Raw genomic sequence first — 14,889 nt, 5'->3', positions numbered from 1 at the left:
TGAAGTACATCCGGCACGCAGCGCCACCGTTTTCCCTCAGCTTGGCAGTGCCTCGCTCGTCGAAATCCCGCCCGGTCTCGCGGGCCCCCGCATCCGTCACCGCACCTTCGCCGCGCGCAACCAGGCAAGCGTGACGTCGGTGAAATCGGTGAACACACCGTCGATGCGCGACTCCTTGAACAGCGCGGAGTGCAGGGCGTCGCTCGACGGACAATGCTTCGGCAGCTCATCCGTGCGGATCGTGTAGGGATGCACGACGAGCTTTTCCGCGTGGGCGAGCGCGACGAGGTCGGTGAACGTGGGCTGGCCGGCGGCATTCCACGTGACGATGCGACTGATGGCCGGGCCGATCCCGTCCGCCACCGTCGCCAGATCGCGCAAACCCGCCGCGGTGCTGAGTGCGGCGTAGTCCGTGCCGTCGGCGCCCACCGCCTTCGCTTCGGTGAGCATCACGAGCCGCCCGCGCCAACCGAGTTCGTTGCGCAGCCGCCGGACCTCCGCCAGTTCGAAGCACTGGAGAAAACACGGATCGGCCTTCGTCGCATAGCCGTATTTGTGCAGCAGCGGCAGAACGACGCGGCTGATATCGTGGCCCTGCACGCGGTGCCATTTCGGCTGCTTGATTTCAGGATAGATTCCGACCTTACGCCCGGTGCTGCGATTGAGGCCCTCGATCAGCTGGAGCTCCTCCTCGAGCGTGGAGATCTGAAAGGTCGAGCGGTGCGCGGGAAAGCGTTTGGGGAAAACGGGCTCGCCGGTTTTCGCGTTGAAGCGTTCGGTGACCTTGAGCTGCTTCACTTCCGCGAGCGTGAAATCGAGCGCGTAAAAGCGCCCGTCGGCGCGTTTGCGCTGGGGAAACTTCTGCGCGACGTCGGTCACCGTATCCAGGTGGATGTCATGCAGCACGACCGGCACGTCGTCCTTGGTCAGCACCAGATCCTGCTCGAGGAAATCAGCGCCGAGGGCGTGTGCGTAGGCCTTGGCCTCGAGCGTGTGCTCCGGCACGTAGCCGCTGGCGCCACGGTGCGCGATGACCGTCGGAGGGGCCGACTGGGCCAGCGCCGCGCAGGCGGGGAGAATCAGCAGCACGAGCAGACGGGCGCGCACGAAGCGCGCCCCTGCAGGGAGGAATTTCGAGACGTTCATGGCACGGAGGTATTGCTCGTGGCGCGGTGGCCCAGCGTCATCGCACTAAAGACCATCGTGAGGAGGCAGCACGCGATCATCGTGCCGAACACGCCGCTCCAGCCCCACTTGTCGGCGATCCAGCCCACGCCGGTGCCGGCGATCGCGGAGCCGAAGACATAGCCGAAGAACCCGGTGAACCCCGCAGCGGTGCCCGCAGCCTTCTTCGGCACGAGATCCAAGGCATGGAGCCCGATGATCATGATCGGCCCGTACACGAAAAACCCGATCGCGATGAGCGAAGCGATGTCGATCCAGAGCGGGCCGTGACGGTTGAGCCCGTAGGCGATCAAAGCGAGCAGCGTGAGGCTCATGAAGAGAATCGTCGCCGGCGCGCGCCGGCCCTTGAACACCTTGTCCGAAATCCAACCGCACAGGATTGTGCCGGGAATTCCGGCGTATTCAAAGGCCGCCCACGCCCAGCTCGACTGCTGGAACGAGAAGCCCTTCGCCGTCTGCAGATAGGTCGGAATCCAGTCCACCACGCCGTAGCGCACGAAGTATACGAAGGCGTTGGCCACCGCGATCGCCCAGAGAAATTTATTGTTCAGCACGTAGCCGAAGAAGATCTCCTTGAACGTGAGCGTCTGCTCGTGCGCCGCGGAATAGTCGGGCGGGTAATCGTTCTTGTACTGCTCGATCGGCGGCAGGCCGCAGCTCTGCGGAGTGTCCCGGAGCAACCATGCGACCACGAGCGCCGCCAGCGCGGCCACCAGCGCCGGAAAATAGAACTTCGCGCCCCAGTCGTGAAACAACAGCACGCCGACGAGCGCGAGTTTGGCCACGAGCCCGCCGCCGACGTTGTGCGCGACGTTCCAGATTGAAACGGTCACGCCGCGCTCCTTCGTGCTCCACCAATGCACCATCGTCTTGCCGCACGGCGGCCAGCCCATGCCGTTGAACCAGCCGTTGAGCGTCTGCAGAATCACGATGGCCGTGAGCGAACCGTACAGCGCCGGACTCGTGCCGAACGCAAACGTCACCGCACTCGTGAGCAAGAGGCCGAGCGTCATGAACCAGCGCGGATTGCTCCGATCCGACACCGACCCCATGATGAACTTCGAGACGCCGTAGGCGACCGAAAGTCCCGTCATCGCCGAACCGAGCGCCGCCTTCGAATACTGCGGGTACTCTTTCAGGATGTCGGGGATCGCGAGCGCGAAGTTTTTTCGCACCAGATAGAACGCGGCGTAGCCGATGAAAATCCCGAGGAACACCTGCCGCCGCAGCCGCTTGTATTCGGCATCGACGCGTTCGGACGGAATCGGCGGCGCCGCGGGAGCTGGCTTCAGAAAGGAGAACATACGGCAGGCCTTAGAGACAAATTAGTCCGGTCCGACGCGAGCCAGGAGCGCAGGCGTTCCCGCCTGCAGTGATTCCGGGCGGACGGGACGTCCGCGCTCCCGCGTCCACCACCGATCGCACGGTCACAGCTTCAACTGCTCCCGCAGCCAGCCGGGACGGTTGGTCGTGATGCTGGCCACACCGAGATCGATCCAGTGTTTCGCGATCGCTACGTCGTCGACCGTCCACACGTGCAACTGCAGGCCGGCCGCCTGGATCGTCTTCACGTCCTCCTTCGAGAGCGGCCACGTGCTCTGCAGATCGAGCCCGGTCAGTTGGGCGGCCTTCGCCTCGGCGATGATCTCGTCGAGCGTGGGCTGCTTCTTCGCCGGTGCCTTGCCGTCGGGCTTCTTGTAGCCGACGAGATACTGCGTCTGATAACGCGGCAGCTGCTTCCGAACTTCCTTCAACGACTCGTAGTTGAAGCTGATGATCGTGATGTTCTTTTCGGAAGCCCCGGTCCGGACAAGTTCACGTGCGAGTTCGGGCACAATCTCCGGCCCGATTTTGATTTCCACGAACATCCGCTTGCCGGCGGGAATGAGCGCGATCTGCTCCGCGAGCGTCGGGAGTTTTTCTCCGGCAAACTGCGCGCCCTTCCACTTGCCGGCGTCGAGCTCGCGTAATTCCGCGAGCGTGAGATCGGCGATGGCGGCGTCGCGGCCGGCCGTACGCTTGGTCGTCTTGTCGTGCGAGACGATCAGCTTGCCGTCCTTGGTCAGGTAGATGTCCGTCTCGACCGCGTCCGCATTCTGCTTCCACGCGAGCTTTTCGGCGGCGAGGGTGTTTTCCGGTGCGTCAAACGATGCGCCCCGATGGGCAACGATGTCGACGGCCGACAGGGAAACGGCCGTCAGGGCCGCGAGGGTGACGGCCACCAGGGCCGGGGGGAGTTTCATGAGAGCAATATTTGGGCGAATGGGTCCGACGCCATCCGAAAACCCGGCGCCAGCCCCACCGCGGACACGAAAGCGGCGGGGTGCGTTAGAAGCGCTTCGAAACTTCCATCGTGAACTGCCGGCCGCGCGGGTTGGCCGAGCCGGAGATATAACCGTACTGCTCGTCAGCCAGCTGCGGATCGGTGTCGAAGACGTTGTTGATGCCACCGCGCACGGAGACGCCCTTCAGCCAGGGGCGCGCGTCCTTGTCGAAGCGATACGAGATCCAGGCGTTGTGCGTGATCATCGGATCGACGTTCAGGAGATAACGGGTGATGCCATTGTCGTTGAACACCCGGATATATTCCGGACTGCCGAGCGCCCGGTAAATCGCCTCGGTGGTCGCGGCGGACGTGTCGACGGTCGAGCCGAAGTAGTTCGCAAACCAGCCCGCGGACACCGGGCCCTGCCGCCAGGAGACGGAGGAGTTGGCGCGCCACTTGACGCGGCCGTTGCGGCCGAGTTCATCGAGAATCGGAGAGGACTCATCGGCCTTGGAGCGGCGGAGCACGTAGTGCGTCGCCTCGCTCGAAAACGAGAACTGGCCGAGCCGCGTTTTCGGTCCACGCCATTGGATGCCGAACTCGTAGCCCTGGATGTCGCGACCGCTGAGGTTCAGGTAGTCGTCGATTACACTGACAAACTCACCCACCGCCGCGCGCCGGCTGTTATTGCTGGTCTGGCGGGCATTGTACGCCGCGAAGGCAGCGCGGTCTTCAGCGGTGACCGCCTTGCGGACGATCTTGCTTGAGCCCTTGTAGGCGGCGCTCCCGGAGCCGAGATCGATGCTGTCTATCGGCGTGCCCTTCGCGAGCTCAGCCTGCGTGGCGAGATCGAGCAGGACTTCATCGCGGTCGATCGCGGCAGCCGCGCCGACGTTCTCGATGACGCTGTTCTGATTCAGTTTGAAATAATCGAAGGAGACCGAGAGGCCGCGCACCTTCGGCACCTCGAGCACGAAACCGGCGACCCAGGTTTTCGCCTCCTCGGGCTGGAGGTTCTGGTTGCCCTGACGGAAGACCGTGCGCTGCGCCGTGCCGTCGGAACGCAGAGCGGTGACCTCGAAGCGATACGGATCGTCGGCGGAGATTTGGCGGCGCAACGGCGTGATGTTCGTCTGCACGAGATTCGGCGCGCGGAACGATTCCGCCGCCGACGCGCGCAGCTTGAGCCACGCGGCCGGCTTCCACACGAGACTGGCCTTGGGCTTGGTGGTCTGGCCGTGAATCGAGAAGTGTTCGAAACGGCCCGCCAGCGAGAGCTCCAGCGAGTTCACGAAGGGGATGCGATTCTCGCGCGTGACGAATGGCAGCGCCGTCTCGGCATACGCCGCGTAGATCGTCTGATGGGCGTCGATCGGCACGTTCGAGCTCAGCGCGAGGAAGTCGTTGTCACCTTCCCGCAACAACGGGAACTGGCTGCCGGAACCCGGCGGGTTGACGCCGACATAGCTCGCACGCCCGTCGGAATAGGATTCGTAACGCACCTCGGTGCCGGCCGCGATGCCGATGTCGCCCCCGGTGAAGAAGCGGCCGATCCGGCCGTTCACCTTCAGGTCCCACATGTAAAGGCCGGTGCGACCGAATCGATCCTCGTCACCGTAGATGCCATCGAGCACCGACGTCGGATTGGTGAAGAGCTGGTCGACGACGATCTGGTTGTTCGCGATCTTGAAGGTGACGGGAAACGGGTTGAACGCCGTCGCGTCGGTCCGGTTGAGCGCGCGCCGCAGGAACGATTCGCGCACTTGGAAATGCTCATACTCGTGCGTCTGTGCGCCGGAAGCGACCACGGCTGACTCCCACTCCCACGTCGCACCGATGCGGCCGCGCAGGCCGCTGAGCACGCGCCACGCGTAGCTGTAGACTTCCGTTTCGCGCGGCTTGAAGCCGTCGCCGGTGTTCTGTCCGGGAGAAATGCCGGTCCAGAGCGAGACGTCGGCAGGCGCGCCGACCAAACGCTGCGTGCCGTCGGCGTTGGGCTGGCCGGTCGGATGGTAGAAGCGGACGCCAAAGGGATTCCACGGATTGGCCGCGGGAAGATAGATGCCCTGGTCATCGGTATTCTTGAAATTCACCGGCTCGCGCCCTGTACGACTGTAGGCGCGATAGAAGAGCAAATCGCCGAAAGCACTCAGCTTGTCGTTGATCGGCCGATCGAAGAAGGTCGCGAATTGCACGCGATCCGTCGCGGGCAGCAGCATCTTCCACTTGTTCCAGTTCGAGTACGCCGCGTTCTCCGGATTGTCGATGTTGGTCGAGGGAGCGGTCTGTTTGAACATCACGCCCGCCGCGCTCGGCCAGAGATAGAACATGCCGTCGGCGGCCATCGTCGCCACGCCCGCCGGCGGCGTCGTGCTTGTCGTGATGCCGGTGTTGCCCGCCGGTCGCGCGCCGACGAAGGTCAGGTAGTCGGACTGGATCGCGCCGCGCTGCCACTGGCCCCACTGGTTCACGCTGTTGGCGTTTCTGAAATCGTTGTCGCGCGCGAAGACCGCGCCCGTCGCGGGATCAACCACCGGGATGCCGTTCCACGGCGCGGGCAGCGCGCGGTTGACGCGCAGGTCGGCGTTCTTCGCGAAGTCGCGATCGTGCGCGGACAGGGCGTCGCGGTGAAAATAATCGAGCGAGACCGACAGGTGCGTCTTCCCGACCTTGAAGCCCTCGAACGCCGTTGCGTTGAACTCGTTGGCACCGCCGTGCTGGGTCATCGAGCCCTTCAACGTCACGCCGCGTCCCATGAAGGTGCGCGACACGTAATTGTTGATCACGCCGGCCGCGGCGTCGGAGCCGTAGATGGCCGAGGCGCCGTCGCGGAGAATCTCGACGCGTTCCACGAGGGCGCGCGGGATGGTGTTGATGTTGACCGCCAGGGACGGCACGCCGTTTTCCGCCATCGAGATCGGATGCGGTGCCATGCGGCGGCCGTTGAGCAGCGTCAGCGTGCTGCCGGAGCCGATGCCGCGCAGATCGATCGAGGCGACGTCGCCGCGGGCCAGCTGCGGACCGTTGTTGATCTCCGTGATGCCGGAGATCTCGGCGGCGCCGAGCGTCTCGAACAATTCGGCCATCGTCGCCGCGCCGCGCGCGTCGAGATCGGTCTTCTCAATCACCGTGACAGGCAGGGCCGTCTCCGCATCGACCCGCCGGATGTTGGAGCCGGTGACAGTGAACGCCTCGAGCTGAACCGGCTGTTCGCCGCCGGTGGCCGGAGCCTTGGGCGGAGTCACGGACTGCGCGGACGCAGCCGCAGCCAGCGTGATCGCGAGAAGGGCGCTAACGGGGGTTTGGTATCGCATGGTCAGAATCGAGCGAAGGCGTGCGCCGAAAAGCGAGCTGCTGCGAGTGAAAATTTTATTCGCCTAAATATTTGCATGACCGGCACGAGATCGTCACAGGTTCGTCACCCTCGCATGCCGAAGAAAGCCGACTACTCCGACGATGTGCTGCGCATGGCGGCGTCGCTCTACTACCTCGACGGCCTCGGGCAGACGGAGGTTGCGGCCCTGGTGCGCGTGTCGCAGACGAAGATATCCCGCCTCCTTGCTGTCGCGCTCGAGCGCGGCATCGTCCGAATCTCGGTCGACCAGTACGATCCCCGGCTGAAGTCGCTGGAGGATCAGCTCGCCGCGAAGTTCGGCCTGCGTGCCGTCGCCGTGATCAAGACGGCGCCGCTCGCCAGCCGTGAGGCCGCGCGGCAGACGGTCGGACACTTCGGCGCGCCGTTCGTGGCGTCGCTTCTGCCGCAGGCCGGGATCGTCGCGCTCGGCGGCGGGCGCAGCGTGGCCGACGTGGTCCGCGGCCTGCGCCGGGGCAACGGTCGCCGGCTCACGCTGGTCCAGGCGATGGGCAGCATCGATTCCAACATCTCGCCGGTGGACGCGCTGGAACTCGGCCGCACCCTCGTGAATCTGTGGGGCGGCGAATTCCTGATGCTGAGCACGCCGGCCTTTGTGCCCGACAAGAAGACCCGTGACGTTTTCCTCGCCTCGCACCAGATTCGATCGGTGTGGCAGAAACTGCGTCAGGCCGACGCGGCGCTGGTGGGCGTCGGCCCGCTCGAGAATTCCGTCTATATTGATCGCGGGGTGTTGAACGCGGCTGACATCGCGCAGTTGCGCGGGAGCGGCGCGGTCGGGGAAATCTGCGGTCGTTTCTTCGACGCCCGCGGCCGCGAGTGCAGTTCGCCATGGTCGAAGCGCGCGATCAGCGTCGAACTGGAATTCCTCCGGAAGATTCCCCAGGTGATCGGTGTGGCCGCCGGCCCGGAGCGTGCGCCCGCCGTGGCGGCGGCGTTGCGTGGCGGGCTGTTGAAATCGCTGGTGATCGACGACACCGGCGCACAGGCGCTGCTCGGAAAGTAAGCCTGCTGTACACTGGAAGCCGGAGTGCCAAAACCGGAAACCGGAGTCCGGAAACCGGATACGTGCAAAACCGGAGACCGGACAAGCTAAAGGAAGACAGCCGAATATCATTCGGCACTGTGCGTCTTCACATCGCTTCCCGCCTGTGGTTCGCCGGAGGCGTCGTGGCTACGACAACCGAGGTTTGGATTCGACCGCTCGCGAGGGAAATCGCGTGTTCCACTCACCGATTCGATTTCCCGTCTCCCGTCTCCGGTCTCCGATTTTGCACGAATCCGGTCTCCGGGTTTTCCCCCGACTCCGGTCTCCGGTTTCCGGTTTCCGGTATTGGAAGCCTCCGAATCTCTCGCTTGCCGCGGCCGCGCACCGCCCTCACCTTCCGCGCCAAAGTTCATGGCACCTCCCTCTCCTCCCGCGATCCTCGCGGCCCGCACCCTGCGGGCGGCCGACCTCGACGCCTCTCCGGCCGATGCGCTGGCCCGCATCTATGCGTGGATGTATCTGGCGCGCGTGTCGGACAACCGCATCCTCGAGCTCTTTCGCCAGGGCCTGATCCGCGGGACTGTCACCGGCGGCCAGGGCAATGAAGGCCTGATCGTGCCGCTGGCGCTGCTCGCCGACAAGGCCATCGACGTCGTTTCGTTCACGCACCGCGACTCTGGCGGCCATCTGATCTGGAGCGGCAATCTCCGCGATCACCTCAACCAGTATTTTGCCAATGCCGGGAGTCCGACGCAGGCGCGCGAGGGCAACATCCATCACGGGGATCCGGCCAACCGTTCGCTGCCGATGATCAGCCATCTCGGTGCCATGCTTTCGAACGTGGCCGGCTCGGCGGATTCGCAGCGGCGGCTCGGCCGGCCCGCGGTCGGTTTCACCTTCTTCGGCGACGGCTCGTCCAGCACGGGCGACATCCACGAAACGATGAACCTGGCATCGCTGCTGTCGCTGCCGGTGGTGTTCATCATCGAAAACAACGAGTACGCGTATTCGACGCCGATTTCCGAACAGTTTGCCACGGGCACCGAACTCTGGCGCCGGGCCGCGGGCTACGGCATCGAAGGCTTCGCGCTCGACTGCACCACGGACATCCCGCACGTGACGCGCACGCTCGCGGCCGCGATCGATCGGGTGCGGACGACGTCGCGCCCCGTGTTGATCGAAGCCCGGACGCTCCGGCTGCGCGGCCATGCCGCGTACGACACGTGCGATTACCTGCGACCCGGCGAGAGCGAGGGATTCTTCGCCCGCGATCCGATGCCGCGCACCCGGGCGCAACTGGTCGACCTGATCGGTCTCGCGCCGGTCGAGCGCATTGAGGGCGACGTCGAGGCGTTTCTCGAAACGTGCGTCAAGGAGGCAATCGCCACCGCGCGTCCGGTTCCGGGCACCATGGAAGCGGACGTCTTCGCACCTGTCGCCGCGCCGTTGCCGTGGAAAGCCGAGCCCGCCGCGCCCGCGTCGTTGAACGCCGCGCAGGCCATCAATCTCGCGCTGCGCAAGATTCTCACCGAGCGCCCCGAGTCGATCCTGCTGGGTCAGGACATCGCGACGTACGGCGGCGCCTTCAAGGTGACCGAGCACCTTTACCGCGACTTCGGTCGCACCCGCGTGATCAACACGCCGCTCGCGGAGAGCGCGTGCACCGGCTACGCGATCGGCCTCGCGCTCAACGGCCACCGGCCGATCGAGGAGTTTCAGTTCGCTGATTTCGCCACCGAGGCCACGACCCAGATCACGCTCAACGCCGCGACCATGCACTTTCGATCGGGCGCGGCGTGCCCGCTCGTGCTGCGGTTTCCGTGCGGCGGCGGACTCACCTTCGGGTCGTTTCACTCGCAGGAACTGGAGTCGCTGTTCCTGTCGATGCCCGGCATCAAGGGCCTTTATCCGAGCACGCCGCAGGACGCGTTCAACGCGCTGCTCGCCGCCTACGAGGACAATAACCCGGTGATTCTCTTTGAACACAAGGGGCTCTATCGGCGTAGCCGCGGACCCGTCGTCTGGGATCCGCACTACCGCGCCGTGTGGCAGCCGCGCCACGTCCGGCCAGGTGACTTCGCGACGTTCGTGACCTACGGCGAGATGGTGCACCTCGCGGGCGAGGCGTGCGATTACTTCGCAGGCGAATACGAAACGTCGTTTGATCTGTTCGATCTGCGCGCGCTGGCGCCGCTGCAACTCGACGCCATCCGGGCATCGCTGCAACGCACCGGCCGCTTGATCGTGTTGCACGAAGGCCGGCGCACGCACGGCTTCGGCGCGGAGCTGGTCGCGCAGCTCACCGAACAGAATTTCGCCACGCTGAAGGCGGCGCCGCTGCGCATTGCGGCGCTGGATTTGCCGGTGCCGTTCGCACCGGAACTCGAGCAGGTTTTCCGACCGACGAAGGAAGCGATCATCGAGCGCATCACGGCCTGGATGGGGTGAGGCAATTGCGGATTGCGGATTGAGGATTTCGGAGTGGAAGTTCTTTCCCTCATGCCACGTCGCCGTCTTTCCGCCGTACGCCGTTCGCCCTCGACGGGAGCGGAGCGCGTCGGTCGCGCGCGCTGGGCGGCCATTCGCTTGTTCGCGATGGATGTCGATGGCGTGCTGACGGACGGCACGGTCCGCATCGCGTCGGACGGCACGGAGTCGAAGGTGTTTTCCATTCTCGATGGCATGGGTTTGAACCAATTGCGGCACGCCGGCATTGGCACCGCTTGGATCAGCGGCCGGCCGTCCGGCGCGACGACCGCGCGCGCGAAGGAACTTGCGATCCCACATGTCATCCAAGGCCGGGTGGACAAGATCAACGCCCTGCAGGAACTCGCCGCCCGCCTCGGCCTCGGGCCGGAGCAATGCGCGTACATGGGCGACGACACGATCGACGTGGCCGCGATGGCGTGGGCCGGCATCGGCATCGCGCCGCCTGGCGCGATGCCGGCAGCGCTCGCCGCAGCGGACTACGTGACCACCCGGGAAGCCGGCCACGGTGCGGTGCGGGAAGTGTGTGACCATCTCCTGACCAATCGCGCGGCGGCGGGACGGGCGGCTCGGGTGGGACCAAGGCGGACGGGAAAAAGAAAAGGAAGCGGCGCGGTATGATCTCCGTGCTGCAGTCACCCACCTCCAAGAGTTCGGTCTCCGTTGGAAACCGCCGGTCGACCGTGTCCCGGATCGGCTGGCTGGCCCTGCTCCTTGCTCCCTGCTCCCTTCTCCCCGGCGGCGAAGCCGCCGCGCCGTCCGCCGCGCCGGCGCCGGCTCCCGCGGTGAACTGGGTGCTGCCGATCTTCAGTGACAAGGAAGGCTTCCGCTCGATGACGCTGCGCGGCACGGAAGTGCGTCCGGCGGGCCGGAGCATTGCGGTCACGGACCTGAGCATCACGATTTTCACGGGCGACGCCGCGGCCCAAGTCGACTCCATCCTACTCAGCCCCAGCGCGGTGTTTGTGCCCAAGGAAAATCGCGCGTCCGGCGACAAGAGCGTCCGCCTGATCCGCGACGACGTCGAAGTGACCGGCCTCGGCTGGGAGTACGATCACAAGGCCAAAAAAGTTTCGCTCCAACAGAAGGTGCGCGTCACGTTCCGCGCTCAACTGAACGACATCCTGAAATGATTTTCCGCCGCGCGTCCGTGTGCCTGTTTGTCCTCGCCCTGCTGTCGCGCGCCTTCGCGGCGGAGGACGCCGCCGCCAAGGCGGCCGCGACGACCGCAGCCGCGGCTGCGAGCGCTCCGCTGGTGCCGACGGTAATCGAAAGCGGCGCGGCGGAGATGGTCAGCACCGAGAAGGAGACGACGTTCACGTTTCGCAACGGCGTCACGGTCAGCGGCACGAACCTCAAGCTGACGTGCGACCACCTCGAGGTCATCGCGAAGCGCAGCGGCGATCCGGCGGCGACGTTTGGCAAGCAGGAGAATTTCAAATCGCTCGTCGCCACCGGCAACGTGCGGATCGTGCAGAGCGATCGCGAAGCGAGCTGTGAACGGGCCGAGGTGTTTCCCGGCGACGACAAGGTCGTGCTGACCGGCAATCCCAAGGTGCGCAGCGTGGACGGCCAGTATCAGGCGAGCGGTCCGAAGATGGTGCTGCTGCGCGGCGAGCGGCGCGCGCAGATCCTGAGTGACGGCAGCGAGCGGCCGCGCATCACGCTCCCGGCGTTGAAGGACCTCGGCTACGAAAAGGAGAAGGAAAAGAAAAAGAAGGCGCCGGAACCGGGCGCGATTACCGTCCCGCCCGCCACGGAAGCCACGCCGCCGCCGATCACCGTTCCGATTCCTTCGCCGAAATGAGCGCCCCTTCTCCGCTGGCGTCGGAAATCCAGACCGACGGCCTCGTCAAGACCTTCGGCTCCCGCACGGTCGTCAACGGCGTGAGCCTGCGCTTTCGCGCCGGCGAAGTCGTCGGGTTGCTCGGCCCCAACGGCGCCGGCAAGACCACGACGTTCTACATGGTGGTCGGGCTGGTGCCTGCGACGTCCGGCCGCGTGCTGCTCGACGGCACCGACATCACGCGACTGCGCATGCATGAGCGCGCGCGCCACGGGATCGGTTACCTGCCGCAGGAGGCGTCGGTCTTCCGCAAACTCACCGTCGAGGAAAACATCCTCGCGATCGTCGAGGCCGTGGGCGTGCCGCGGCGGGAGCGCAAGGCCCGCGTGGCCACGCACCTCGAGGAACTGAACCTCGGGCACGTCGCGAAGCAGAAGGCATTCACCCTTTCCGGCGGCGAGCGACGCCGGCTCGAGATCGCGCGCGCGCTGGTGACGCGCCCGAAGTTTCTGCTGATGGACGAGCCGTTTGCCGCGATCGATCCCATCTCGGTCGCCGAGGTGCAGAAGATGATCCTGCAGCTCAAGTCGCGCGGTATCGGCGTCGTGGTGACGGACCACAACGTCCGGGAAACCCTGCGCATCGTCGACCGCGCGTACCTGATCCACCAGGGCAAGGTGCTGACCGAGGGCACGGGCGACTTCCTGATCCGCGACGAGCAGGCGCGGAAATTCTACCTCGGCGAGGGCTTCAATCTCTAGGATTGCCCGCGAATCACACGAATCACACCAATATCCGTCCAGATTCGCGCAGATTCGCGCAATTCGCGGGCGCCTCCCCCATGCAAAAAGCCATCCACGGCATCACGGTCGCCCACTTCTTCGAGACGTACCGCGAGAAGTTGAAAATGGATCTCGTCGTCGGCCAGCGCGGTCTGCACCGCCTGATTCACGAGGGCAGCATCAACCGGCCGGCGCTCGCGCTCACGGGCTTCTTCAAGTATTTCGCGAACAAGCGCGTCCAGGTGCTCGGTGCCGCCGAGATGACATTCCTGAAGACGCTGTCACAGGAAACGCAGGTCCAGATTCTGCAACAGATGACCCGGCGCGGCATTCCCTGCATCGTGCTGACCCGGAACTATCACGCGACGCAGCCGATGCTCAGGGTGGCCGAGGAGATGAAGCTCCCGATTCTCCGCACGCCGATGATCACGATGAACTGGATCAACCTGGCGACGCTCGCGATCGACAATGAGTTCGCGCCGAAGGGCACCGAGCACGCGACCACGCTCGATATCAAGGGCGTGGGCGTGATGCTCCGCGGCGATTCCGGCGTGGGCAAGAGCGAGTGCGCCCTCGCCCTGATCGAGCGCGGCCACTCGCTGGTTGCCGACGATCTCACCGTCATCCGGCTGCTCGACGAACGCGAACTGATGGCCTCGAGCCGGCCGCTCAACCGCGGCTACATGGAGTGCCGCGGCATCGGCATCATCAATGTCGCGGACATGTTCGGCGTGAAATGCGTGCGCTTCGAAAAGCGCATCGACATGGTGGTGTCGCTCAAGGAGTGGACGCCCGACGTCGTCGAGGAACGCACCGGCCTCGAGGTCAACACCTACGAAATTCTCGGGATGCCGCTGCCGCACATCGAACTTTACGTCCGGCCCGGTCGCGACATCGCGCGGCTCGTCGAGGTCGCCGCGCTGACGCAGGCGTTGAAGAAAATGGGCCACGATCCCGCGAAAGATTTCAACGACCGCCTGATCAAATACATGACCGACCAGGCGAAGGAGCCGAAGACCACGAAGATCCGGCCCGTGATCCGCGAGCTCGACGAGCCGTCGCCGGAGATCTGACGCCGCTGTCTCTCCCGCTGCGCACCGGGGCCGCCGGCGAGTCGGACGCCGTCTTGCGTCTTGCCTCGGCGACAGCGGACGGCCTGCCTTGCGCGCATGTCTTCCTCTGCTCCGCGGGCCGACGGCCGGCTTCCTGATCAACTGCGCACGATTACCTTCGAGCCCAACATCGCGCCGTACGCCACGGGCTCGGTGCTGGTTTCCTTCGGTCTGACGCGCGTCATCTGCGGCGCCACGATCGAGCCGAATGTGCCGACGTGGATGAAGCAGCAGAAAGTCCCGGGCGGCTGGCTCACGGCCGAGTATTCAATGCTCCCCTACTCGACGCTCGACCGCAAACAGCGCGACAGTTCGCGCGGCAAGATCGACGGGCGCACGATTGAGATTCAGCGGCTGATCGGCCGTTCACTCCGGGCGGTCATCGATCTGCAGAAACTCGGCCAGAACACGCTCTGGCTTGATTGCGACGTGCTGCAGGCCGACGGCGGCACGCGTACGGCGGCGATCACCGGCGCCTATGTGGCGGCCCGGCTCGCGATTCAAAAGCTCCTCGACGCGCGAAAGATTCCCGAGAACCCGCTGACGGATTCCGTGGCCGCGGTGAGCGCCGGAGTGTTTGGCGGCCGCGACCTGCTCGACCTCGCGTATGTGGAAGACAAGGACGCCGAAGTGGATTTCAACATCGTCATGACCGGCCGCGGCCAGTTCGTCGAAGTGCAGGGCTCGGGCGAGGAGGCAACCTTTTCCCAGGAGCAGCTCTCCAGTCTCCTCGCGCTCGCGCAAAAAGGACTGAAGGACATCTCGTCGCTGCAAAACGCCTTTCTGACCAAGCAACTGCTCGCACGCTGAGATCCGGGCCCCAGTCCCGAAACCCATCGGGATCGTGGTGACTACGAGCACCAGCGAGTGGCGGTTCGGCGGCCGTTCCGGCGCCGATCCCCTCGCTCGC

12 protein-coding genes are annotated in these 14,889 nt (G+C 65.2%); 8 read left to right on the top strand and 4 right to left on the bottom strand.

Annotated features, from left to right (window positions below; translation table 11 throughout):
* Positions 1–96 precede the first annotated feature (96 nt).
* The 4 genes from glpQ to ACLJEU_RS07590 form a co-directional block, all read right to left on the bottom strand.
* Positions 97–1,146 (bottom strand): glycerophosphodiester phosphodiesterase, encoded by a 1,050-nt coding sequence (gene glpQ / locus ACLJEU_RS07605; RefSeq protein WP_414662007.1) that lies wholly within the window; start codon positions 1,144–1,146, stop codon positions 97–99.
* On the bottom strand, positions 1,143–2,489 hold the full coding sequence (pgtP, locus tag ACLJEU_RS07600; protein ID WP_414662006.1) for a phosphoglycerate transporter protein PgtP: 1,347 nt from the start codon (positions 2,487–2,489) through the stop codon (positions 1,143–1,145). Before pgtP ends, glpQ begins: the two co-directional genes overlap by 4 nt.
* 123 nt (positions 2,490–2,612) lie before the next feature.
* Entirely contained in the window at positions 2,613–3,428 is an 816-nt protein-coding gene (locus tag ACLJEU_RS07595) for a glycerophosphodiester phosphodiesterase (RefSeq protein WP_414662005.1), read from the bottom strand.
* A gap of 85 nt (positions 3,429–3,513) precedes the next feature.
* A complete protein-coding gene (locus tag ACLJEU_RS07590) occupies positions 3,514–6,765 on the bottom strand; it encodes a TonB-dependent receptor domain-containing protein (RefSeq protein WP_414662004.1) in 3,252 nt (1,083 codons plus the stop codon).
* 114 nt (positions 6,766–6,879) lie between these two features.
* Between ACLJEU_RS07590 and ACLJEU_RS07585 the strand changes: the two genes are divergently transcribed.
* The 8 genes from ACLJEU_RS07585 to rph all read left to right on the top strand — a co-directional run bounded on the left by ACLJEU_RS07585 (position 6,880) and on the right by rph (position 14,789).
* On the top strand, positions 6,880–7,830 hold the full coding sequence (locus tag ACLJEU_RS07585; protein WP_414662003.1) for a sugar-binding transcriptional regulator: 951 nt from the start codon (positions 6,880–6,882) through the stop codon (positions 7,828–7,830).
* 393 nt (positions 7,831–8,223) lie between these two features.
* A complete protein-coding gene (locus ACLJEU_RS07580) occupies positions 8,224–10,260 on the top strand; it encodes an alpha-ketoacid dehydrogenase subunit alpha/beta (protein WP_414662002.1) in 2,037 nt (678 codons plus the stop codon).
* 51 nt (positions 10,261–10,311) lie between these two features.
* Entirely contained in the window at positions 10,312–10,920 is a 609-nt protein-coding gene (locus ACLJEU_RS07575) for a KdsC family phosphatase (protein WP_414662001.1), read from the top strand.
* Positions 10,921–10,982: 62 nt separating this feature from the next.
* Positions 10,983–11,432 (top strand): LPS export ABC transporter periplasmic protein LptC, encoded by a 450-nt coding sequence (gene lptC / locus ACLJEU_RS07570; protein WP_414662000.1) that lies wholly within the window; start codon positions 10,983–10,985, stop codon positions 11,430–11,432.
* Complete coding sequence (locus ACLJEU_RS07565; RefSeq protein WP_414661999.1) at positions 11,429–12,106, top strand: LptA/OstA family protein; 678 nt, start codon at positions 11,429–11,431, stop codon at positions 12,104–12,106. The genes lptC and ACLJEU_RS07565 overlap by 4 nt, the downstream gene beginning before the upstream one ends.
* Positions 12,103–12,846 carry an LPS export ABC transporter ATP-binding protein gene (gene lptB, locus ACLJEU_RS07560; protein WP_414661998.1) on the top strand — a complete coding sequence of 248 codons (744 nt, stop codon included), beginning with the start codon at positions 12,103–12,105 and terminating at the stop codon, positions 12,844–12,846. The genes ACLJEU_RS07565 and lptB overlap by 4 nt, the downstream gene beginning before the upstream one ends.
* Before the next feature lie 80 nt (positions 12,847–12,926).
* The gene (gene hprK, locus ACLJEU_RS07555; RefSeq protein ID WP_414661997.1) at positions 12,927–13,940 is read left to right on the top strand and encodes an HPr(Ser) kinase/phosphatase; all 1,014 of its coding nucleotides are present in this window, start codon (positions 12,927–12,929) and stop codon (positions 13,938–13,940) included.
* A 96-nt stretch (positions 13,941–14,036) separates the two neighbouring features.
* Positions 14,037–14,789 (top strand): ribonuclease PH, encoded by a 753-nt coding sequence (gene rph / locus ACLJEU_RS07550; protein ID WP_414661996.1) that lies wholly within the window; start codon positions 14,037–14,039, stop codon positions 14,787–14,789.
* Positions 14,790–14,889 lie beyond the last annotated feature (100 nt).

Origin of the sequence: Terrisphaera buseokensis, from assembly GCF_047521145.2 — a bacterium.
Classification (GTDB): Bacteria; Verrucomicrobiota; Verrucomicrobiia; order Opitutales; family Opitutaceae; genus ER46.
Note: the sequence above shows the minus strand (reverse complement) of the source record. Positions and strands in the feature narration are given on the sequence as shown.

What these genes read in the sequence shown, in the direction of transcription:
- glpQ (WP_414662007.1), bottom strand. Translation starts at nt 1,146, where the DNA reads ATGAACGTCTCGAAATTCCTCCCTGCAGGGGCGCGCTTCGTGCGCGCC.
- pgtP (WP_414662006.1), bottom strand. Translation starts at nt 2,489, where the DNA reads ATGTTCTCCTTTCTGAAGCCAGCTCCCGCGGCGCCGCCGATTCCGTCC.
- ACLJEU_RS07595 (WP_414662005.1), bottom strand. Translation starts at nt 3,428, where the DNA reads ATGAAACTCCCCCCGGCCCTGGTGGCCGTCACCCTCGCGGCCCTGACG.
- ACLJEU_RS07590 (WP_414662004.1), bottom strand. Translation starts at nt 6,765, where the DNA reads ATGCGATACCAAACCCCCGTTAGCGCCCTTCTCGCGATCACGCTGGCT.
- ACLJEU_RS07585 (WP_414662003.1), top strand. Translation starts at nt 6,880, where the DNA reads ATGCCGAAGAAAGCCGACTACTCCGACGATGTGCTGCGCATGGCGGCG.
- ACLJEU_RS07580 (WP_414662002.1), top strand. Translation starts at nt 8,224, where the DNA reads ATGGCACCTCCCTCTCCTCCCGCGATCCTCGCGGCCCGCACCCTGCGG.
- ACLJEU_RS07575 (WP_414662001.1), top strand. Translation starts at nt 10,312, where the DNA reads ATGCCACGTCGCCGTCTTTCCGCCGTACGCCGTTCGCCCTCGACGGGA.
- ACLJEU_RS07565 (WP_414661999.1), top strand. Translation starts at nt 11,429, where the DNA reads ATGATTTTCCGCCGCGCGTCCGTGTGCCTGTTTGTCCTCGCCCTGCTG.
- lptB (WP_414661998.1), top strand. Translation starts at nt 12,103, where the DNA reads ATGAGCGCCCCTTCTCCGCTGGCGTCGGAAATCCAGACCGACGGCCTC.
- hprK (WP_414661997.1), top strand. Translation starts at nt 12,927, where the DNA reads ATGCAAAAAGCCATCCACGGCATCACGGTCGCCCACTTCTTCGAGACG.
- rph (WP_414661996.1), top strand. Translation starts at nt 14,037, where the DNA reads ATGTCTTCCTCTGCTCCGCGGGCCGACGGCCGGCTTCCTGATCAACTG.